Origin of the sequence: Arthrobacter humicola, from assembly GCF_022803015.1 — a bacterium.
Classification (GTDB): Bacteria; Actinomycetota; Actinomycetes; order Actinomycetales; family Micrococcaceae; genus Arthrobacter; species Arthrobacter humicola_A.
The window spans coordinates 31613-51569 of sequence record NZ_JAFKON010000015.1; the positions used below are offsets into that span (position 1 = coordinate 31613).

The window sequence follows — 19957 nt, forward strand, 5'->3', positions numbered from 1 at the left end:
CTCCTCCGCTAACTGTCTCTACCGCGCCCTGGGGCGTGTGGTGCCAGACGATTTTGACGGAGTTGGAGAAGGCTGCCCTGTTCGCGACAACCGGCCTTCCCACGCCGTTCAACGACCCGGCATACTAGCGCCGTTTGCCGGTACCTGGCGGTGAGGAAGGCGCCGCCCGAACGCTTGTCGTGCCGAACTCTGGCAATCCGTAGTTCGGCCGAAACGGGCGGCGGGTGCGGGCTCGCTCCGCCTCCCTACCTCCGCCGGAGCACGGTGGCCCTGCCTTCCACCTATGTGCTGGCACGAGCATTGACCCAGTAAGCAGCTGTTTTTCCTGCCCACAGGTCGGGCAACGACCCATCTTTTATCGGCGTGTCCGGTTCAGGTTCAACGACGACGGGATTCATTTGTGCCTCGACAGCGTCGAAGGACCGTCCGGATGCTGAACAGTAGCGGCCTCGTGGGCTGGTGTGATTGGGAATTCTGGCCTTTTCAAGCATGCCGAGATACTTTTCACACATCGGGCATTCTCGGGCCATCGAATTCATTGGGCCACCGCAGCCGCCGTAGCAAACACATCCGCCGGCATCGGCCGGTGCAGCTTCCAGGTGATCCCAATCGGTTTCTCCCCCGAGTGCTGCACGTAATCCACCTGTCCCAGGCATGTGTATGGAACAGTCAGGCCGGTCTCGTCTTCCGAAGTATCCCGAGTGAAGATCAGGATCTTCGAGCCGTACGACGCCCGGTCCAGGTAGCGCCTGCCCGTCGGACTTCCGGGCGAGGTCGCGTTCTGCGATTCCCAGTGGAAGAGCTCCGGGCTGATGGCGAAGTCCCGGTACATGGTCGTGGCCGAGTGCTTTTTGTCGTCCTTGTTGAGCGTGACAAAAAAGGCGTCCGTGGATGTCGCAGGGCACCAGGCCACGCCCTCCCGGTGTTGCACATTTTTGCCGAGCTCCAGCGACCCGTATTCCAAGGCAGCCAGGATTTCCTCGCGCCGATAGGTGGCGTGCGAGAGCAGTGGAATGTGCTGCAGCCCCGCACCCAATCCCTTAGCAGCGTGCTTGGACGCGGCCACGCCGAGCTTCACGATCTGGCGGATCTCGCGGCAGACAAACTGGTAGCCGCGCAGATAGTTGAGTCCGGCGTCGTACGACTGGAACCCGCCACCGTCGTCCCAGAGTGTGTAGAACAGCATGCGGGCGAAGGTCTGTTCCCGCATACCGAGGTCCGCGTAGCGGGGCGCGTCGGCGCTGACGAGCATCGAGTAGGCCTCGGCGCGTTCCGGATCGTCGACGTGGATCAGCGCAGCCATGCGGCCGAGGAGCTTCTTCTCGTCGGCGTCGGAGAGCTCCTCAATCCGTCCGCTGAGGAGCGCTTCCAGCCGCGAGAACCCGTCGATCAGCCCGGCCTGGCGCAAGTACCCGGTCCACGAATCCTTCGTGGACCGGTAAATCGACTTCAAGTCGTTCCCGGACCGCTCGAGATACGCCTGCAGCTCGGTCTCCGCGTACGAGGCGATGTCCCGGACCAGCTGCGCCCTGTTGAACCGCAGCTGCGCCTTGATGCTGTCCAGCACTACTTTCTGCGCCACCCGGTCCAGGACAATCTGCGAGCCCGACGGCAGGTAGGGGAACTCGTCTTCGACAGCCTTTTCTAGCTCCTTGCGCCCGTAGCCGGTGAGCGCCCGGTAGCGCAGATCGAAGCGGAACTCCCGGCGCTGCTGGCCGATGAAGTCCATGACGGTCAGCACCGCCTTGCCCTCTGCGCGGCGCAGCCCGCGCCCCAGCTGCTGGAGGAAGATCGTGGCGCTCTGCGTGGGCCGGAGCAGCAGGATGGTGTCTACCTGCGGCAGGTCCAGGCCTTCGTTGAAGAGGTCGACGGCGAAGATGCAGTTGATCTCCCGGGTGCGGAGCCGCTCCAGCGCTGCCACGCGGTCGGCGTCGTCGGTGCTCCCGTCGACGGCAACGGAGGCGATGCCGGCGCGGTTGAAGACCTCGGCCATGTAGTGCGCGTGCTGGACCGAGACGCAGAAGCCGATGGCCCGCATCTGCTCGGTGCTGGTGACCTTGTCCCGGAGTTCGCGGATCACCTTGGCGGCGCGGGCGTCGTTGCCCGTGTAGAGGTTGCTCAGCTGCGCGGTGTCGTAGTTGCCGCGCTTCCACTCCAGCTGGCTCAGGTCAACATCGTCCGAGACGCCGAAGTAGTGGAACGGCACCAGCAGATCGGCGTCCAGGGCGTCCCAGAGGCGCAGTTCGCTGGCGGTGCGGCCGTCGAAGAACTGCTGGGCAACGTCGACGCCGTCGCCGCGTTCCGGCGTCGCGGTCAGCCCGAGGAGCTGTTGTGGCTGCAGGTGGTCCAGCAGTCGGCGGTAGGTGGGCGCCATGGCGTGGTGGAATTCATCGATGACGACGACGTCGAATAAGTCCGGTGCCAGCTTTTCAATGCCGAGGGACGACAGCGACTGGACGGAGGCGAAGATGTGCTTCCACTGCCCGGGTTTGTGTTCCCCGACGTAGAGTTCGCCGAATGCGCCGTCCTGCATTACATCACGGTACGTGCGCATGGCCTGTCTGAGGATTTCCTGGCGGTGGGCGACGAAGAGCAGCTTGAGATCACGGCCGGCCGCGTCGCACAGGCGTTTGTAGTCCAGGGCCGCGATGACGGTCTTCCCGGTACCTGTGGCTGCGACCACGAGGTTGTGGTCGAAACCCTTGAGCCGCTCGGACTCCAGGTCTTCGAGCATCTCTTCCTGGTGGAGGTACGGCTGGACTTCGAGTCCGGTGGCTGCCCCCGGGACCGCAGTGCGCCGGCCACCGTTGCGTTCCAGGGCGGCGTCCAGCTTTTCGCCGTCGCGTTTCGGATCGTAGCTCTGGAAGGCCCGCTGTTCCCAGTAGCTGTCGAAGGTGACTTCGAACTTTTGGAGCAGGGTGGGCGTGCCGACTGAGCTGAGCCGGACGTTCCATTCGAGGCCATCCAGCAGAGCGGCCTGGCTGAGGTTGGAGCTGCCGACGTAGGCGGTGTCGAATCCGGAATCCCGGCGGAACAGCCAGGCCTTGGCGTGCAGGCGCGTGGCCTGCGTTTCGTAGCTGATCTTCACCTCGGCGCCGTACCGGGTCACGAACTCGTCGATGGCGCGGCGTTCTGTGGCGCCCATGTAGGTGGTGGTGATGACCCGGAGTTTGGCGCCGCGCTCCTTGAGCTCCTCAAGCGCCGGATGGAGCAGGCGGAGGCCTGTCCAGCGGACAAACGCGCAGAGCAAGTCCACGGTGTTGGCGGACTCGATCTCGGTCCGGAGCTCCGCGGCGAGGTTCGGATCGTCCTTGCTGTTGGTGAGCAGGGCGGAGCCGCTCAGCTTGGTCGTGGGGCGGCGCAGTTTGCGGCGTTTTAGCGCGTCCGGACGGTGCAGCGATTGGAGCTGGGTGGGACCCGGTGCGATGCGGTCTCCGGCGTTCAGTTCCTGGAGGAGCTTGTTCGCGAGGGCCACGCGGTCGGCGGGTTTGGCCGCGGCCAAGGCCCGCCGGACTGCGTCTGCTACGTGGCGAGAGAGGATGTCCGGGGAGTCCTCGTCCTCAATGTCCGCGAAGACTGGCTGGAGTTCATGTTTCTGGCTCAGATGGTCACCGAGTACATCCGTGTTGAGGAGTTCGTACAAGCCCTCAGGCAGCTGGTCCGCTGCCCCTCCCCCAATGAAGTTAGTCACCGCGCCAGGCTATTGCCTTCCAGCGCGAGAAACATGGCAACCCGCCAGCAGGGTCAATAAATGGCGACTCCCCTAACCGCTTCTGATCACTGTTCGGGCACGGGCGTGGCAGGATGGGTCCCATTATGGACAGGCGGTCGCGGGGCGCCCCGGACGCTGAATGGGTGCTGATGTACCGGCTCGGACTGAGCCGGAAACGCATCGCTGAGCTCGTGCGCGCCGAACCGGCCGCCGTCGGCTACCACTTGGTGATCGCCCGCCGCCAGGACCCGGGACTCGAAGCCGAACACCGGGCCGCCGCCAGCGCCGCTCCCGTCCCTCACCCCTCCCCCGCGGACCTTGCCCGCATGGCGGAGGTCATCGCCTGGGTCCTGACCTGAAGCCGGCTCCCGGAAGTCCTGAACCTCACCGGCAGCAGCTACCGCCTTCGGAACAAGACCAGAACCCAACTTCAGGCACAATAGAACAGCAACCCGTGGCCCTGTTTTCAGTTGGCGTTTCTGGCCCCATTTTCGGTTGGTGAGGTTCTGGCCCTCCTCCAGAAGCGCGTAGAGGTTTACCCGTGCTTCTTCATAGGTGTCGCCTTCGGCCTCGATGTAGTTGTAGCTGCCGTCCGGGTTAGTGATGGTGCCGGTGGGTATCACCGCATGAGTCTATTTGGCTGCAGGCTCGGCGGGCTGGATAAGCTCCGGCCCGTTGTTCCGCACGCTGTTGACCCGAGCGCTGACAATCCGAGGTGTCAGGGTCGGTTCCGGCAAGGAGTCCAGCAAGCGCTGGATATCGTCCTTATCGGTCAGGTCCGGATCGAGCCATTCCGCAAAGCGGTCCCGCGGAATGATCACCGGGGACCTGTCGTGTACGTGCCCCAGGGCGTCCTGGGTGATAGTGGTCAGCACCGTGCAACTAAGCGGCCACCTTTCCGGATCATCCTCCGGCAGCGACGGATCAGCCCACCACTCATACAACCCGGCGAAGCCCAGCAACGGTTCCTTCTCCGAGTAGAGATAGTTCGGGATCTTCTTGCCATCCTCGGTCTTCTGCCACTCGCAATAGCCCTCGGCGGGGATGATCGCCCGCCGCTTCACCGCGGCTTTCCGGAAGGACGGCTTCTCCAGGATGATCTCGCTGCGGGCGTTGATTAGCTTGGAGCCGATCTTGATGTCCTTTGCCCAGGGACGGGACCAGGCCCCAGCGGGCGATCAGCAGGTGCCGGTCAATCGTGCCCTCATCCATGCGTTCGGCAATGCTAGGCACAGCCTGGGTGGGTGCCACGTTCCAACTCGGCGGCGGCGGAGTGCCCTCCACCTCCTTCGCCTCGAAATGACTCAGGAGATCACCGGTGGCCTTGGACATCACGTATCTGCCGCACATGAGCCCATTGTGACTGATATCGCCCTACGGCGTGACGGGCAAGCGTTACTCTTGGACCAGCGCGGATGGGGGCAACAGAAATGTACGGACGGTCTGACGAGGACTGCGACGAACTAGTCAGGGTGGGACACGATTTCCTGATTGATGTGGCGCGAAGGCGCAGGTAAACCACTTACACCGAACTCGATGCGGTCCTGCGGCGCCGCACTGGTCTCAGAGGCTTTGACTTCAACCAAGTAGAAGAGCGGGCGGCCGTGGGATATTTGCTCGGCAGGGTTGTCGATGAGGATCGCAAGTTGAACCCCTCACTGATGATCTCTTCCCTGGTGATTTACTTAAAAGCTAACGATGCGGGCAGCGGCTTCTATGTGAAGGCTCGTGAGGTCGGCCTGTTCAAAGACGGCATGGACAAAGATGAGTTCTGGATTCGTCAGGTGAAGGCAGCCCACGAAAGATATGGCCGTACCCACGCCTAACCGTAGAGATGTGGCGCCACAGGAACTTTGCCAGATCCTCGATTGACCAACATCCATCGAATCCTGTCTCATCTTTGTTGAGAGGACTACGGAGGCAGTAGTGGCGGGCGCGAGGCGGCTAGCGTTGGCCCATATCCTCCTGCGCCCACCGTGTATCAGAAGTACCGTGCATCAGAAGTTAGGTGCAACCGGTCGTTTGTGCCACCCCTCCCCAGCAAGTAGTGGTCAGAGGTTGAGCAGGATTGCAACTGGGCGACGACTCGTCTCCTCCCTTGGGTTAGCCGGGCAGCGGCTGCTGTAGCATCGCGACATGGCTACTAAGACGACATGGAAGTCCGACGGTGATGAGTGGGTCTTTGAGGAGGGCGAACTCGCGAAGGTAACGCTGCGAGGCCAGAGTCGCCAGACATCTGCTGATTTCCGAGTACTGAAGGTGATCAACGGGGCGACGGTACTAACCGACCTGAAGGGTCTTTCGAGGTACGACTGGCACGGACCCGTCGTGAGTTGGTCAGGAGATTTCAAGCTTGAGGTCGACGAGAGCGACGGAGACACGGCCAGCTCCGGCGAAGGCGAGGAACCCATCAGCAACGGTCGGGCGAAGCCTCATCCTGAGGCGTTCTAATTGCTTAGACGGTCCTTCCTGAACATAGGTCAAGGTCACGAGCAACCCTTGTCTAGACTCGCACCATGAACCTTGCAGATGCTTTGGCGACCTTCGATAAAGTGGCAATGAACCTCGAAAAACTGGAGGTGGTGTGGAATCGCGCTCAACCTCACATCCCCACCGAGCCTTCTTTTGGGACTGTTCCCGAGTATCTGACCTTGGCCGCCAATGGAAACCCGAGTGCGTGAAGATACTGATGATCGCAGAGAGTGCCCGTTCGACTGGCGCGTCCTACCGCCCCACCCGGATCGGACTGCGAGACTCGACGCATGAGCAAGCTTAGGTGGGTGCTGGCGGAAACGACCCTCGTCAATGGACGGTGGCAGCCCAACTACGACGATGATATCGGCTTCACTCCCTCCATGTGGTTAGAGCGCTCGAGGGGACGTACCGATCACCAATGGCGGTCGTACTCGCTCGACGGAGACGACGAGGTGGCGCGCATGCTGCTCACCCCCACGTACTCGAGTCACACTCATAGACGGGCAACCCGAGCCGTCTTACTCGACGCGATCGAGGTTCGTGCAGACCTGCAGCGCAGCGGAGCTCACATCGGCCGGATGGTCATTGAGGAACTCGTGGACGAGCACCGCAACTGGGAGATCTATGCTGGTCCCACTGCGTCATCGGCGCTTTTCTGGGACGAGAAGCTAGCCTGGCCCAGATGCGACTGCAACGACTGCTACGGCCGCGACTTCGTCGTCTGGCGGCCGTAGCGAGTACCCGCGTGAATGGAATGCGAACGGCGAGACTAAACGGACATGACTGGTCGGCTAGAGACGTTGATCTGGCCCTGTACTGGCATGGGCGCCCCTAGTTCGGTACCTCAGGAGGCCGAACTCGCTCAACAGTAAAACACAGCCCACCGCCCTCGGAGGGCGCGCCCGGCCAAAGCCGGACGCGCCCTTACGTGCACCGGACCCACCATGCGGATCCGCAGCACGTGATCTAGTCGATCAGCGCCGGTTCCTTGGCACGCTCCGCGGATTCTTCAACCGGCGCAACCTTCCGGTTCCGCTGGTTCACCCAGCACCCCACCGCCAGCAGCGCCACGAGGGTGAAGGTGCTCAGGAGCTGGGGACGGGAAGCCTCGCCGATAAAGCCCACCGTGAAGATTGCTGCCAGGATGAGCAGGCCAAAGCACGTGAGCCACGGGAAGCCGGGCATCCGCAGGGGAAGCGCCGTTCCCTCCCGGTCGGCGCGGAGGCGCAGCGCGAGCTGGGCGAGGAGCGCGGACGTCCACACCAACAGGCACGTCGAGCCCACAATGTTGAGCAGCACGGGAAGGACCTTCTCGGGGAAGGCCAGCTCCAGCACAACCGTGACAACACCGAAAGCGACGCTGGCCAGGACTGCGACAACCGGCACACGCGCCTTGGACACCGAAGCGAGCAGGCGGGGCGCTTCACCGCGCTCCGCGAGGGAGTACGCCATCCGCGAGGCGCCGTAGAGGTTGGCATTGAGGGCGGAGAGCAGCGCTGCGACGGCTACCAGCGTGATGGCGGTGGCTGCGCCGGGCATGCCGGCTGCGTCCAGCACGGCGGCGAACGGACTCCTCAGTCCCGCCGAACCCACGGGAACCACCGCCGCGATCACGAAGATCGCACCGATGTAGAAGACCAGGATGCGCCACAGCACCGTGCGGACTGCCTTCTTCACACTGCGGGCCGGCTCCGCGGTTTCAGCTGCCGCCACGGAGACGATCTCGGTGCCGCCGAACGCGAATGCCACCACAAACAGGGCTGTGGCAATCCCGGCAAAACCGCTGGGTGCGAAGCCGGCACCCGTGAAGTTGGACAGGCCCGGTGACTGGACGCCCGGCAGCCAGCCGAAGAGCAGGGCGGCGCCCACCAGGAGGAACCCGACGATTGCCGCCACCTTGAGCAGGGCGAACCAGAACTCGAACTCGCCGAAGTTCTTCACGCTGGTGAGGTTCACGGCGGTGAGCACCACGATGAACACGAAGGCCATCAGCCACACCGGCAGGGCCGGGAAAATGGTGGCCAACAGGCCTGCCGCGCCGAGTGCTTCGGCCGCGATGACCACCACGAGCTGCAGCCACCAGAGCCAGCCCACCGTGGCACCGGCCACCGGCCCGTAGGCCTTGGCGGTGTAGACGGAGAAGGCCCCGCTGTCCGGGTTGGAGGCGGCCATCTCGCCGAGGGCCCACATCACCAGGATGATGAGGGTGCCTGCCACGAGGTAGGAGATCAGCACCGCCGGGCCGGCGGCCTGGATGCCGGCGCCGGAGCCGATGAACAGGCCCGCGCCGATGGCGCTTCCGAGCCCCATCATGGTGAGCTGTCGGGGTTTGAGCGCGGCGCCAAGTGGGCGGGCAGACGTCTTTGTTTGTTGTTCCATGGGGAGTCCTCTGGTTGTAGGCGGAACGGATTGGTGCGAAAGGTCAGTCGATGGCCGAGGCTGCGTGGGCTTCCAAAACCCGGAGCACGCGATCGTTGGAGGCGGGGCCGGCAACGGTGATCCGCACACCGTCCCCCTGGTAAGCCCGGACCAGGATGCCCTCGCGGTCAAACGCGGCCACCAGCCTCGCCTGGAGCAGCTCATCCGCACGGATCCACAGGAAGTTGCCCTGGCTCGCCTGCAGTTTCCAGCCTTGCGCTTCCAGGTGCGCGGCCATCCGGGCGCGCTCCTGCTTTACGGCGGTCACCCGCGCTTCCATCTCCTCCCCGGCGTCCAGCGACGCGATGGCAGCCTTCTGGGCCAGCGCGCTCACCGAAAAGGGAAGGGCGGTCCGGCGCAGTCCCTCAGCAATATCGGGCGCCGCCACGGCGTATCCCACGCGCAGGCCGGCGAGTCCGTACGCCTTCGAGAAGGTGCGCAGGATGCAGACGTTCGGGTACTGGCGGTAGAGCGCCAGGGAATCGGGGCCGCTGCCCGCTTCGGCGTATTCCACGTAGGCCTCGTCGATCACCACGAGGATGTCGGAGCGGACGGACCGCAGGAAGGCCTCGATACGTTCATGGCTGATCGGTACGCCGGTGGGATTGTTGGGGGTGCAGAGCAGGATGACCTTCGTGCGCGCAGTGACGGCCGCGGCCATGGCGTCAAGGTCGTGCCCCTCAGCGCCGTCCAGCGGGATGCGGACCGGCTGGGCGCCTGCCAGCTCCACCAGGATGGGGTAGGCCTCGAAGGAACGCCACGCGAAGATCACTTCATCCCCGGCGTCGCACAGGCCGGTGATGATCTGCTGGAGGACGCCAACGCTGCCGGGTCCCACCGCCACTTCTCCGGCCGTGACACCCACGTGCCCGGCGAGCCGTTCGCGGAGTTCGACGGCGGCACTGTCAGGGTAGCGATTCATGGTGCCGGCCGCTGCGGCCACCGCTGCGGCAGCAGCGGGCAGTGGCTCGTAGTGGCTTTCGTTGCTGGCGAGGGCTGCAATGTCCATGCCGGCGCTGCGCCGCCCCGGGACGTAGGGCGGGAGGCCGGCCACCGCGCCACGAAGGGTGGGGAGCGCGGTGTCCGGTGCGGTTAGGAGCTGATCACGGGTCATGAAGACCGATCATGATTGTGACCCCGCCCACAATGCAAGATACCCTCAACCCATTGGGACTTCTGCTCAACCTTAACAGTCTGTGGTGAAAATATGACCATCCCGAACCCCCGCGCCCTGGATTCCCTCGACGGCAGGATCATCCTGGCCCTCGACAAGGATCCGGAAGCCAGCGCCCTGGCACTCTCGCGGACGCTCGGCGTCGCACGGAACACGGTCCACGCCCGGCTGGCACGGCTCGAGCGCAGCGGCGCCCTCCGCTCCTTCAGCCGGAGGCTGGATCCCGCCGCACTTGGCTATGACCTCATGGCCTTCCTCTCGCTGTCCATCAGCCAGACGCGGACAGGTGCGGTGGAAGACGGGCTCGCGGCGATCCCGGAGGTCATCGAAGTGCACGCCACCACCGGAGATGCGGACCTCATGGCCAAGGTAGTGGCACGCAGTACGGCCGATCTCTACCGCATCACCAACGAGATCCTGGAAATCGAGGGGATCCAACGGACCAGCACGGCCATTTCCGTTCTGGAACTCACGCCGCCCCGCTACGACGGCCTCCTGAGCAGGCTCTCCGAGCAGGAATCCCGCCCTTCGATTAAATCCAAGTGACGCAGGCCACAAGTGGGCATATTTTCAGTTGCGTCCGCCAACTCCTGCCAAATATCCCAATCAAATCCGTTGCTCTTGCCTATCTGTGAACCAGCCCACATGATTCCTGCATGACTTCACTTAACGTCTCCGGCCGCGTGGCGCAGGTTCTCAGCAGCTACCTCAGCGATGTCTTCGGCGTGATGGGCAACGGAAACGTCTACTTCCTGGATGCCGCGGAAAAGCTGGGCCTCCGCTTCTCCGCCGTCCGCCATGAAGGCGCCGCCATCGCCGCGGCCGATGCCTACTACCGGACGTCAGGACGTCTCGCCGCGGGCACCACCACCTACGGGCCCGGCTACACCAATGCTCTTACCGCCCTCGCAGAGGCGGTCCAGGCGCAGATCCCCGTGGTGCTGGTCACCGGCGACGCTCCGAGCAGTGGCAACCGGCCCCAGGACGTGGACCAGGCGGCAATCGCCGCGGGCCTCGGCGCGGCGACCTTCACCGTCACCCGTGAAGCCGCAGGCTCCATCACGCAGCAGGCGGTGGAATACGCGCTCACCAAGCGGACCGCCGTCGTCATTGCCATTCCCTACGACCTCGCGGCGCTCGAGGCTGCTGAAGAGGAACTTCCCGCACCGCTGGCACCGGCGGTGAGTGAGGACGTCGACGGCGGCCTCGGGCAGGTAACCCGCCTGCTCGCCGGGGCGAAGCGGCCGCTGATCCTCGCCGGCCGCGGCGCACATCTCGCCGGCGCCGGCCCGGAGCTCCGCGAGCTCGCCGACCGCCTCGGCGCGCTGACCGCCGGAACCGCACTGGCGCTTAACCTCCTCCAGGGCGAGGGGTATCTCGGCGTCGCGGGCGGGTTCGGCACGGACACCGCGGCCGGGCTCATGGGTGAGGCCGATGTGGTCCTCGTGGCCGGGGCAAGCCTGAGCCCCTTCACCATGCGGTTCGGGCACTTGCTCGGCCCGGACAGCACCGTCATCCAGATCGACGCCGCCCTGCAGCCGACGCACCCCCGGGTGGACACGTTCGTCAGCGCGGATGTGAAGTCTGCTGCGGGACGCATCCTGAAGATGCTGGCTGGCCCGGCCTCGCCGGACGCCAGCCCCGCAGAAGCCTGGCGCGCGGAAGCCCGCAGACGCCTGGTCGAAGGACCGGCCCACCATCCAGGCTCAGCGGAGACGCCGGACGGCCGGCTGGACCCGCGCTCCCTTGCCACGGCATTGGATGCGGTGCTGCCGGAGCGCCGCACGGTGGTCCAGGATGGAGGGCACTTCGTCGGCTGGGCACCCATGTACTGGCGCATCCCGAGGCCCCAGGACCTGGTCATGGTGGGGACCGCCTACCAGGCCATCGGACTGGGCCTCGCCAGCGCCGTCGGGGCAGCCCGCGCAGTGGAGGACGGCCGCACCCTGGTGCTGGCCTCCGGCGACGGCGGTTTCCTGATGGGCCTGTCCGACCTCGAATCGCTGATTGGCGCGGCCAGCAGCGCCGTCGTGGTGATCTACAACGATGCCGCCTATGGAGCCGAAATCCACCAGTACGGCTCCCAGGGCCTGACCGAAAAGCCCATGCTGATCCCCGAAGTGGACTTCAGCGGCATCGCCCGCGCGCTCGGTGCCGAGTCGGCGATCATCCGCTCGCTGGCGGACCTTTCCGCGCTCCAGGAGTGGATCGACGCCGGCGCCAGGGGAACCTTCGTGGCCGACTGCCGGATCACGTCGAGCGTCCGGGCCCCGTGGCTGAGCGAGTGGATGGCGGCCAAGCAGGAGGCGAAGGCGGCGGTGGCGGGGTAACGGCCGCGCGCCCAACGGAGCTGAGGGTTCTGGAAAGCCAGACTTCCCCGTTCCGAGGAGGCACAGCCAGCACGCTTCCAACGAGTTCACGCATGAGGGACGCGGAGTTCGTCGCCGTGGCGTACCACTACTGCCCGTCCGCATCGGATGAGACAGCGCTCTACTACTCCGAGACCAAATGCGACGCGCTAGTCTCAGCTCCGCTTGGTTGGGGCAGCCTGAAGCAGACTCGTCCCATGTGGACCACATTTATCCCAGACCTTTTGGTGGCAGTTTTCGGGGCCGGCTTGACGGTTCTCATCGCATTCTTGACGTTTCGGCACCAGCTAAAGGTGACTGAACGCGTTGAATTGAACCGCCTGATTAGCGACCTAAACCTCCGCCGAGTCCTGCACGAGATCACCGATCCTCGTCTCGTCCATGGCGCAAAGGACATTGATGATTTCAAGCACGCGAACTTAAGCGTTCTGGACATACGGGAACACACTAAAGGTGTCGGTCATCACCGCCCAAATTCCCCAGCCCAAGAACCGGTGCCTGACTTGATCAAAGGCTGTAATCGGTACCTCGAAGCGGGATGTACGAGCCTGAAAAGTACCATTTTCATTTGCTTGAACTCCGAAGCGAAGTTCAAGCCTGCATCAACAAGATTGCAGCTGGTGACGACAGGATTAAGCCTCTCGATCCAGGAAGTTCAGCCTACTGAATTGCGGTCAAAGACAGCTCAAAGGAAATGCCGCGTCGAGTCACGGGCAGAAGCGCGTCCCGCGGGTAGGCTGCCTGAAGGGGAATGAGAGGAACAGACCGAATGACACAAGCAGCCGTCACGCATTATGAGGTGCTTGGAGTACAAACGACGGCCGACACAGCCGAAATCAAAAAGGCATACCAGCGAAGCCTCAGGACGTCGCATCCGGATGTGGGTGGCAGCACCGGCTTATTCCGACTCGTTCAGGAAGCCTACGAGGTCCTCTCCGATCCGGCTCGTAGAGCGGCCTACGACCGCACTCCTAAGGACAGAAGCTCCGGGCACGCAGGACGAACCAGCAGCCACGGGCCGCAACAGAAACAGTCACGGTCCAATTCGGACTCATCGCAGCAGAAGGCGGAAGCAGGCTTCGCTGAAATGGAGCAGCCGCCCACCCCAACTCCGTGGAACGGACCGGCGGTGGAATACCGGCCTCCACTTGTCCCGCCGTCGGGCGAAGCCCGCAAGATTCGTCGGCCCGCACCTCCCTGGACACGCACTTGGCGAACCGTCTTCTACGTCTTGGGCAGTGTGTGCACCGCCCCTCCCCTATTCAGTACGATCTGGTACTTCAGCACTACTCAGACAAACCCCAACTGGTTGGTAATGGGGCTAACCTGTCTTCTTATCACCGCCCTAACTGCCGGATTCTGGTTTGTCGCTGCCATGTTCCCGAAGTGGTGGACAAAAAGGAAACGCCCTGCACCTCCCGCCATCCTTGCCAGCGCTTATCTAGTTGAGGAGATTCTCAGCCGCACCGTCCATGGTGTGCCCGGTCGGGGTCTCTCGGTGGGACGCTTCGGGGACAGGGCGGAGATCGGCGCAGAGGGCGAACGGCGCACGGCCCGGCTCATCACCCACTCAGTCCTTCCGATAATCCCCTCTGCCCGACTCATCAACGGGCTCCGTTGGCCTGGGTCCGAACAAGCCGACCTCGATCATGCCGTTATTGCCGGAAACAGAATCGCTCTGATCGACTCAAAGATGTGGGCAGACGGCGCCTATTGGTGGGACAATAAGCAGCTTTTCCGCAACGGCCGAGAGCTCAAGGCCTTTGGGCTGGGAGCAGGTGTCGAGGCGATTCGTGCCGTCTATCCCGGATATATTGTTGAAGGCTGGGTAGTACTGCATTCACCAACGGGAAGACTCTCCCTACCGTCGGTTGAGCGTGCTGGCATGTTCCCGCTTCCCGGGCGGGCACCCATCCGGATGGTTACTCCACGAGAACTTGTATCCGAGGTCCATGCTTTCTTGGTACAGGGCGATGCTCCGCATGTGGTCCAGGTCCCAGCTTTGGCCGGACTCCTCCGCTCCATGTTGTAGACAAGGAACAAAGTTAGGCCTGCTGTCCCCAAACTCCTACTGTCCCGGCGCGCGGTAGGACGGCGTCTTTCTCGCAGCTTCGTCGATGTCGTCCACGGTCATGAGCGGCATTAGGCAGACGAAGTCGACGCCGTCGATCCCCTGCTGGTACTCGGCAGGCCCTTCCACCACGTTGACGCTGCCGCGGTGCCGAAGCGGTCCACGCCGTGGAGTCGGCCGCGTTGGCTGCAGACGCGTCTAGCAAGGAGGCCGCGGCGATGACGGCCAGGGCCAACGGCCTGGCGGGATAGAACTTGGACGGCGGCATGGGTGCCCGCCGCCGTCGGGCTCTTAAGCGGGAACGACTAACTCCCGAGGGCAGACAATCTCAGTGGGGTGCGCCAGAATTTAAGCAGCGGGGCCGCCCCGTCTGATACAAGTTCTGAGGGATCCATGGGAGAACCGGCACAGGTCACCGACAATTACGCCCAGTTCATCGCCCGGCTTGAAACCGCCACCAAGAATCTAAGTAACAGGCGTCAGTCACTGAGCAAGTCACTCGCGATCCTCACCCTGCTCAGGGATCAGAACCTCGCCGGCATGGAGTCGTGGGAGCAGCGGCGGGCCAAGACCAGCAAGCTACTGGCGGAGCACTCCCAGGGGCCGGAAGCCGAGTCCGTCAGGGAACTCCTGGAGGTCGCACTCAGGATGGAACCGATGTTCCGCAACCGCACCGAACGGATCGGGCAGCGGGTGGAGCTGCTCCGAAAACGGTCCGACGAACTCACAAAATCGCTTGTGGAGCTTGAGAAGAGCAAGGCCAAACTGGAGTCCTCCAGAATGCTTGCGCTGGAGCGGGATAATTTAAGCAGGGCTGTTGCGAAATTGGCGGGCACACCGGAAGGCCCGGTTGGGGGCCTATCCGACGCTGGCATCCTCGACGATCTCAAGAGGGCCCGTGAGGCAATCGCCTTCGCCGAGGCACTCCTGGAAGTGAAGGGAAAATGAGCAACTCTCTCCCCAAACCCGAGCAAAGGCTGCTCGTGACGTTCACCTCCCAGCAATGGAGCGGTCGGCCGGGTATGGATGCCTCTTATTTGTGTCTGGGGCTCGGATTCGTCGGGTTCGTCGTTTGCCTCGTGCTGATGATCTTCTTTGCCGGCCTTCGGGACCCCGGAGCCGCGGCACTCTTCATCGTCGGCTTTGCAGTCGCGTTGACAACTCTCATCGTCGTGGCGAAATCGTCTAGCGAGAAGAAATTCCTGATCGGCATCAACCAGAGTGTCAATGAAACCATCCTTGAGCTGACCGGCAATCCGGACGACCGACTGTCACTGCGCAGTTTCCGGAGGTTCATCGAGCATGAGCAGCGCATTCCGTTGCCTGTCCACGGCGTGCAGGGCCTTGAGCTGGTCGTCGTCAGGGAAGGCGAATCCGCCGTCGCAGGCCGAAAGCATGCAGCACAAAGCCGAACGGCACCGCCGAGTCCATCGTCAATCCACCCGCCGCTCGTTACAACGACCGAATTGATGATTGCCGTAACGCCGCCCGATTACGGAACGACCAGCTTCGACCGACTGCTGAAAGCTACCCTCGACACCGACTGAACGCATACGCGGGTTGTTTGGCGCAAGGCTCCCCTGCCGGCAACCACCCACCCGTTTGTAAGATTCTGGAGCCGGTAGCGGGCCGGGCGCGGAGCCGCCAAGGTACGTCAGACCCGGTCGCCCTACGAATTGGAAGGTGAGAACCATGGACCTTGACAAAGTCAGAGACCAGTTTCGTCACGCTGTAAATCAGTTTGCTAAAGGCGATCCGGAACCCGCCAAAGCCATTTTCTCCCATCTGGGGGACGTGTCCCTTGCTAATCCTTGGGGCCCTCCGGCTGTGGGCTGGGAGCGGGTCTCAGAGGCCCTCGATTCAGCTGCGGCACGATTCAAAGATGGACGCGTCACCGCTGTTGATACCCTCACCAAGCACATCACGTCCGATCTCGCCTGCTTCCTGGACATCGAACACTGGCAGGCCAAGGTCGGAGGAGGAGACGAAGAATCGCCGTTTGATCTGCGGGTAACAAGCATCTATCGCAGCGAGGGCGACACTTGGACACTCGTGCATCGCCACGCAGACCCGATCACCACACAGCGGGCACCGGACGCCACGCTCGGAAAATGACGCCCGGGAAAGTCCCCCGGTTCCACGGACATTCAGGCGCCGCCGGCGAGCAGATGCCCGCCGGCATGATCGTCACCGTACCGTTGATCATTATGGCGCTGACTTTCCAGTGCTGGATCTTCAAGGCCTCATGGCGGGTACTAGTAGGTGAGCGTTGCATCCTTGAGTTTCGAATCCTTGCCGCTACAGCACTCCCCCGTGCCGACTGAAACGCCGCGGTCCCCCGCCCCCGACTGGTGGCAGTCCGCCGTCATCTACGAGGTCTACCCGCGCTCCTTCGCCGACGGCGACGGCGACGGCGTGGGCGATCTCGCCGGGCTCATCGCCCGGCTGCCCTACATCGCCTCCCTCGGTGTCGAGGGCATCTGGATGACCCCGTTCCAGCCCTCCCCGCAGGTGGACCAGGGCTACGACGTCACCGACTACTGCGGCGTGGACCCGCTGTTCGGCACCATGGAACAGTTCGACTCGCTGCTTTCCAAGGCGCACTCGCTGGGCCTGCGCGTCCTGCTCGACGTTGTCCCCAACCACTGCTCCTCGGAGCATCCGCTGTTCCAGGCGGCCCTCGCGGCCGGCCCGGGCTCGCCGGAGCGGGACATGTTCCACTTCGTTGAAGGCTCCGGCGCCGGCGTTCCGCCGAACAACTGGCAGAGCGTCTTCGGCGGCCGGGCCTGGAGCCGCGCCAACCCGGACTCCGAGACGGACAAGGACTGGTACCTGCACCTGTTCTCGGCCGGGCAGCCGGACTGGAACTGGCGGAACCCCGCCGTCGGCGATTACTTCGACGGCGTGCTGCGCTTCTGGTTCGACAAGGGCGTGGACGGGCTGCGCATCGACGTCGCGCATGCGCTGTTCAAGGCAGACGGGCTGCCGGACTCGCCCTCCACAGGCGGGGTGGTGGACGGGCTGCGGTCCAACCCGCAGGTCTCGGACCAGGAGGACGTCCACGAGGTCTACCGCCGCTGGCGCACCCTGGCCGAGAAGTACGAGCCGCACCGCCTGCTGGTGGGAGAGGTCAATTTGGAACCGGCCCGCGCCGCCCGCTACACCCGGGCCGATGAGATGCAGCAGGCCTTCGCGTTTGCGTTCGTGAAGCTCGCCTGGGATCCGGAGTCGTGGGCCGCCGTCGGGAACGAGCTCGAAGCCGCCCGCCAGCTACACGGCGCCGCCCCCACGTGGGCGCTGGAAAACCACGACATCGTCCGCTCCGTCACCCGGTTCGGCGGCGGCGAGCTCGGCAGCGTCCGGGCTCGGGCAGCCGTTGTGGCTTTGCTGGGACTGCCCGGTGCCGCCTACCTCTACCAAGGCCAGGAACTCGGGCTGCCCGAGGTCGACGTCCCTGTAGAGTCCCGGGTGGATCCGATGTGGGCCCGCGGCGGCGTCTGCCGCGACGGCGCCCGCGTTCCGCTGCCGTGGACCGAAGACGTGGTGGCGAACCACGGCTTTTCGCTCGGTGCACCCGCGGCGGAACCGTGGCTCCCGGTCCCCGCTGGCTGGGGAACGAACGCAGTCAAGCGCCAGGAACAGGATCCGGAATCCGCCCTGAACCTGACCAAGGCGGCGCTGGAGCTGCGCCGGCAACTGTGGAAGAACGAGGTGTTCGCCCCGGACGACGGCGGCAAATGGCGGGTCGAGGCCGGAAACCTCCTCATCTGCGAACGCAACGAGCACTTCCTCGTCGCTGTCGCGATGGGAGCCGAACCGGTCAAACTCCCGGCCGGCACGGTGCTGCTCAGCGCCGAACCGCTGGCCGAAGACGGCTGGCTGCAGCCGAACAACGCCGTTTGGGTGCTTCGGGGCTAACCCTTTGCGCAGCAGCGGGGTCATCCACCTTCCGTTGGAATGTCCCGCTGTCGTGGGGCCTTAGGCTCCTAACGTCCGCCCGGCGAGCACGATGCCGCCCATAGCAAAGAATTGCACCAACACGAGTCGGGCTTAAGAACATTCTCGAAGGTCGACCTTGCACCAATCCGACTCGCTCAAGTAGAGGCGAAATGTAACCGGAATGGGAACCGGGACTTATTGTCTATTACTAAGGTTTGTCTATGAGTATGGCAGTTTACTGAAGATGGAGAATATAGATGGTTGCGCCCCCGAACAAGTGGCACCAGTACGGCTTCACACGCTCCCCATACTCCACCGAAGCGATCAAAGTATCCGAAGATGGTGCCAAGCTACTTGTTGGACGAGACAACGAATTAGACACCATTCTCAGTGACCTGAACAGCGGCGCTCAGGTCATTGCCCTGGAGGGGGACTATGGGGTGGGCAAGACAAGTCTCGCGGCAGTCGCAGCTTATGAAGCGTCGACGTGGCGGGCCGACGGAGGACCGTTGTTCTTGCCGGTCAAGGCCGAAGTCCCCTTGCGGCTCGGCACAACGGAAACACCGGAATCCTTTGAGAAGAAGGTGTACATGCGTATCGCAGGGACCCTTCTCCTCGCATCAGCATCGCTCAAGGCTGAAGGGCGGCATCTGGAAGGGCTGGAGAGGCTACGCCGTTGGCTTCAGTCGCCCGAAGGAGGAGGCTGGGCAGCGGGAATAGGCGCCTCCATACCAGCATTTTTTGGATTCAACCTCAATGGAAGCCGAACGAGAACACCGAATACGAGCGGTGGCTTCAGTGACACCGGCGTCATCACGCTTATAGACAGCTGGCTTGCAGAATTGTTCCCCACTCCAGAGTGTGGCGGTGTGATCTGCTTCATCGACAATCTTGAAGAGCTCGAAAACGTCGAGAACGCCGTCAAAGTATTTGAGCCCCTACGCGACACGCTCCTGCGACGACCGGGACTTAGATGGATCGTAAGCGGTGCGGAGGGAATGGTGCGTACGGCCTTTTCCACCCCCAAGATGTCTGGAGTTTTTCAGGAGCCCATTTCTGTTCTTCCCCTTCATCCGGACTTGGTTCCATCAGTCATTTCTGCACGAGCGGAGATCCTGAGACAAGACGATTCATCAGTGCTGCCTGTATCGGCCGACGCATTTGAGAAGGTCTACCTAGCAATCGGTAAGAATCTGCGTTTTGCCTTGGGACTCGCCGATAAGTACGCGATGAGAGCCAACCCCTCCCATTTGCGAACTACGACGGCTGCGAAACGGGACCAAGCGTTCGACACATATGTGCTGAACGAAAGCAACCAGGTGGTTGGGCAACTTGGCAAGAAAATAGGGACAGCGGATTGGAAGACCCTAGGGGTCTTGGTTCGTGAGAAAGCAGGCAGTTGTTCCCCCGGGGAATACCGAGACTTCGGATACACCGCGATGCCGCCTCTGCTGACGCGGGTCAAGTCCCTCCGAGAGGCCGGGCTGGTCCGCTACACCACTGATGAGTCAGATCTCCGCCGCCGAATCATTACGGCAGAGAATAATGGTCGTCTTGCATATTACAGTCGACTGAGGAGCGACGAGGAACTGCATGGCGTGGCTGCCGAAGTCTAGTCCGCAGGTTGGCCTGACCGTCACCTACGACCAGCTCCGCGAAGGCGCCAACGAACAGCTCTACGGCGGCTGGCCGATGATCCTCTCCGGCCTGAAGACCTGGCTGGAAACCGGCGAACCCCTCACCGCTCCCGGCTCCCTCATGTACGCCTGAGGCGGTCGGCGAGCGCCACCCGGCGCCGT

18 protein-coding genes and 2 pseudogenes are annotated in these 19957 nt (G+C 63.4%); 14 read left to right on the top strand and 6 right to left on the bottom strand.

Annotated elements, in window-relative coordinates; all coding sequences use genetic code 11:
* Positions 1-281 precede the first annotated feature (281 nt).
* Positions 282-491, bottom strand: coding sequence for a hypothetical protein (locus tag ARTB_RS19835; RefSeq protein WP_243182032.1), 210 nt, complete (start codon positions 489-491; stop codon positions 282-284).
* 44 nt (positions 492-535) lie between these two features.
* The gene (locus tag ARTB_RS19840) at positions 536-3691 is read right to left on the bottom strand and encodes a DUF3427 domain-containing protein (protein WP_243182033.1); all 3156 of its coding nucleotides are present in this window, start codon (positions 3689-3691) and stop codon (positions 536-538) included.
* A 125-nt stretch (positions 3692-3816) separates the two neighbouring features.
* Here ARTB_RS19840 and ARTB_RS19845 point away from each other — a divergent pair, with 125 nt between their 5' ends.
* Positions 3817-4071 (top strand): hypothetical protein, encoded by a 255-nt coding sequence (locus ARTB_RS19845; RefSeq protein ID WP_243182034.1) that lies wholly within the window; start codon positions 3817-3819, stop codon positions 4069-4071.
* Positions 4072-4344: 273 nt separating this feature from the next.
* Here ARTB_RS19845 and ARTB_RS19850 read toward each other — a convergent pair.
* Positions 4345-5044 (bottom strand): annotated as a pseudogene (locus ARTB_RS19850) (SOS response-associated peptidase).
* 272 nt (positions 5045-5316) lie between these two features.
* Here ARTB_RS19850 and ARTB_RS19855 point away from each other — a divergent pair.
* From ARTB_RS19855 to ARTB_RS19870, 4 genes are all read left to right on the top strand, one after another.
* On the top strand, positions 5317-5538 hold the full coding sequence (locus ARTB_RS19855) for a hypothetical protein (protein ID WP_243182035.1): 222 nt from the start codon (positions 5317-5319) through the stop codon (positions 5536-5538).
* Between the two features lie 310 nt (positions 5539-5848).
* On the top strand, positions 5849-6163 hold the full coding sequence (locus tag ARTB_RS19860; RefSeq protein WP_243182036.1) for a hypothetical protein: 315 nt from the start codon (positions 5849-5851) through the stop codon (positions 6161-6163).
* A gap of 65 nt (positions 6164-6228) precedes the next feature.
* Positions 6229-6393 carry a hypothetical protein gene (locus ARTB_RS19865; RefSeq protein WP_243182037.1) on the top strand — a complete coding sequence of 55 codons (165 nt, stop codon included), beginning with the start codon at positions 6229-6231 and terminating at the stop codon, positions 6391-6393.
* A gap of 81 nt (positions 6394-6474) precedes the next feature.
* Complete coding sequence (locus ARTB_RS19870) at positions 6475-6921, top strand: hypothetical protein (RefSeq protein WP_243182038.1); 447 nt, start codon at positions 6475-6477, stop codon at positions 6919-6921.
* A gap of 232 nt (positions 6922-7153) precedes the next feature.
* On the opposite strand, the gene ARTB_RS19875 is transcribed toward ARTB_RS19870, so the two are convergent.
* Positions 7154-8566 (bottom strand): amino acid permease, encoded by a 1413-nt coding sequence (locus tag ARTB_RS19875; protein ID WP_243182039.1) that lies wholly within the window; start codon positions 8564-8566, stop codon positions 7154-7156.
* 43 nt (positions 8567-8609) lie between these two features.
* Positions 8610-9719, bottom strand: a complete 1110-nt coding sequence (gene hisC / locus ARTB_RS19880) for a histidinol-phosphate transaminase (protein WP_243182040.1) — start codon at positions 9717-9719, stop codon at positions 8610-8612.
* 93 nt (positions 9720-9812) lie between these two features.
* Here hisC and ARTB_RS19885 point away from each other — a divergent pair, with 93 nt between their 5' ends.
* From ARTB_RS19885 to ARTB_RS21880, 3 genes are all read left to right on the top strand, one after another.
* Positions 9813-10325 carry an Lrp/AsnC family transcriptional regulator gene (locus ARTB_RS19885; protein ID WP_243182041.1) on the top strand — a complete coding sequence of 171 codons (513 nt, stop codon included), beginning with the start codon at positions 9813-9815 and terminating at the stop codon, positions 10323-10325.
* Positions 10326-10435: 110 nt separating this feature from the next.
* Entirely contained in the window at positions 10436-12109 is a 1674-nt protein-coding gene (locus ARTB_RS19890; protein ID WP_243182042.1) for a thiamine pyrophosphate-binding protein, read from the top strand.
* Between the two features lie 808 nt (positions 12110-12917).
* Entirely contained in the window at positions 12918-14180 is a 1263-nt protein-coding gene (locus ARTB_RS21880; protein ID WP_368859400.1) for a DnaJ domain-containing protein, read from the top strand.
* Positions 14181-14216: 36 nt separating this feature from the next.
* On the opposite strand, the gene ARTB_RS21670 is transcribed toward ARTB_RS21880, so the two are convergent.
* Positions 14217-14348, bottom strand: coding sequence for a hypothetical protein (locus tag ARTB_RS21670; protein ID WP_279294468.1), 132 nt, complete (start codon positions 14346-14348; stop codon positions 14217-14219).
* A 264-nt stretch (positions 14349-14612) separates the two neighbouring features.
* On the opposite strand from ARTB_RS21670, the gene ARTB_RS19895 reads away from it, so the two are divergent.
* The 6 genes and pseudogenes from ARTB_RS19895 to ARTB_RS19920 all read left to right on the top strand — a co-directional run.
* Complete coding sequence (locus ARTB_RS19895) at positions 14613-15167, top strand: hypothetical protein (protein WP_243182043.1); 555 nt, start codon at positions 14613-14615, stop codon at positions 15165-15167.
* Entirely contained in the window at positions 15164-15766 is a 603-nt protein-coding gene (locus ARTB_RS19900; protein WP_243182044.1) for a hypothetical protein, read from the top strand. The genes ARTB_RS19895 and ARTB_RS19900 overlap by 4 nt, the downstream gene beginning before the upstream one ends.
* A gap of 145 nt (positions 15767-15911) precedes the next feature.
* A complete protein-coding gene (locus ARTB_RS19905; protein ID WP_243182045.1) occupies positions 15912-16334 on the top strand; it encodes a YybH family protein in 423 nt (140 codons plus the stop codon).
* 198 nt (positions 16335-16532) lie between these two features.
* The gene (locus ARTB_RS19910; RefSeq protein WP_243182046.1) at positions 16533-18137 is read left to right on the top strand and encodes an alpha-amylase family glycosyl hydrolase; all 1605 of its coding nucleotides are present in this window, start codon (positions 16533-16535) and stop codon (positions 18135-18137) included.
* Between the two features lie 278 nt (positions 18138-18415).
* The gene (locus tag ARTB_RS19915) at positions 18416-19774 is read left to right on the top strand and encodes an ATP-binding protein (RefSeq protein WP_243182047.1); all 1359 of its coding nucleotides are present in this window, start codon (positions 18416-18418) and stop codon (positions 19772-19774) included.
* Between the two features lie 13 nt (positions 19775-19787).
* Positions 19788-19928: pseudogene (locus tag ARTB_RS19920) on the top strand (ArsR family transcriptional regulator); the annotation flags it as partial.
* Positions 19929-19957 lie beyond the last annotated feature (29 nt).

Excerpts from the sequence above, each read along its gene's own strand:
- ARTB_RS19835 (WP_243182032.1), bottom strand. The coding sequence starts at position 491 with ATGCTTGAAAAGGCCAGAATTCCCAATCACACCAGCCCACGAGGCCGC.
- ARTB_RS19845 (WP_243182034.1), top strand. The coding sequence starts at position 3,817 with ATGGACAGGCGGTCGCGGGGCGCCCCGGACGCTGAATGGGTGCTGATG.
- ARTB_RS19860 (WP_243182036.1), top strand. The coding sequence starts at position 5,849 with ATGGCTACTAAGACGACATGGAAGTCCGACGGTGATGAGTGGGTCTTT.
- ARTB_RS19865 (WP_243182037.1), top strand. The coding sequence starts at position 6,229 with ATGAACCTTGCAGATGCTTTGGCGACCTTCGATAAAGTGGCAATGAAC.
- ARTB_RS19870 (WP_243182038.1), top strand. The coding sequence starts at position 6,475 with ATGAGCAAGCTTAGGTGGGTGCTGGCGGAAACGACCCTCGTCAATGGA.
- ARTB_RS19875 (WP_243182039.1), bottom strand. The coding sequence starts at position 8,566 with ATGGAACAACAAACAAAGACGTCTGCCCGCCCACTTGGCGCCGCGCTC.
- hisC (WP_243182040.1), bottom strand. The coding sequence starts at position 9,719 with ATGACCCGTGATCAGCTCCTAACCGCACCGGACACCGCGCTCCCCACC.
- ARTB_RS19885 (WP_243182041.1), top strand. The coding sequence starts at position 9,813 with ATGACCATCCCGAACCCCCGCGCCCTGGATTCCCTCGACGGCAGGATC.
- ARTB_RS19890 (WP_243182042.1), top strand. The coding sequence starts at position 10,436 with ATGACTTCACTTAACGTCTCCGGCCGCGTGGCGCAGGTTCTCAGCAGC.
- ARTB_RS21880 (WP_368859400.1), top strand. The coding sequence starts at position 12,918 with ATGACACAAGCAGCCGTCACGCATTATGAGGTGCTTGGAGTACAAACG.
- ARTB_RS19895 (WP_243182043.1), top strand. The coding sequence starts at position 14,613 with ATGGGAGAACCGGCACAGGTCACCGACAATTACGCCCAGTTCATCGCC.
- ARTB_RS19900 (WP_243182044.1), top strand. The coding sequence starts at position 15,164 with ATGAGCAACTCTCTCCCCAAACCCGAGCAAAGGCTGCTCGTGACGTTC.
- ARTB_RS19905 (WP_243182045.1), top strand. The coding sequence starts at position 15,912 with ATGGACCTTGACAAAGTCAGAGACCAGTTTCGTCACGCTGTAAATCAG.
- ARTB_RS19915 (WP_243182047.1), top strand. The coding sequence starts at position 18,416 with ATGGTTGCGCCCCCGAACAAGTGGCACCAGTACGGCTTCACACGCTCC.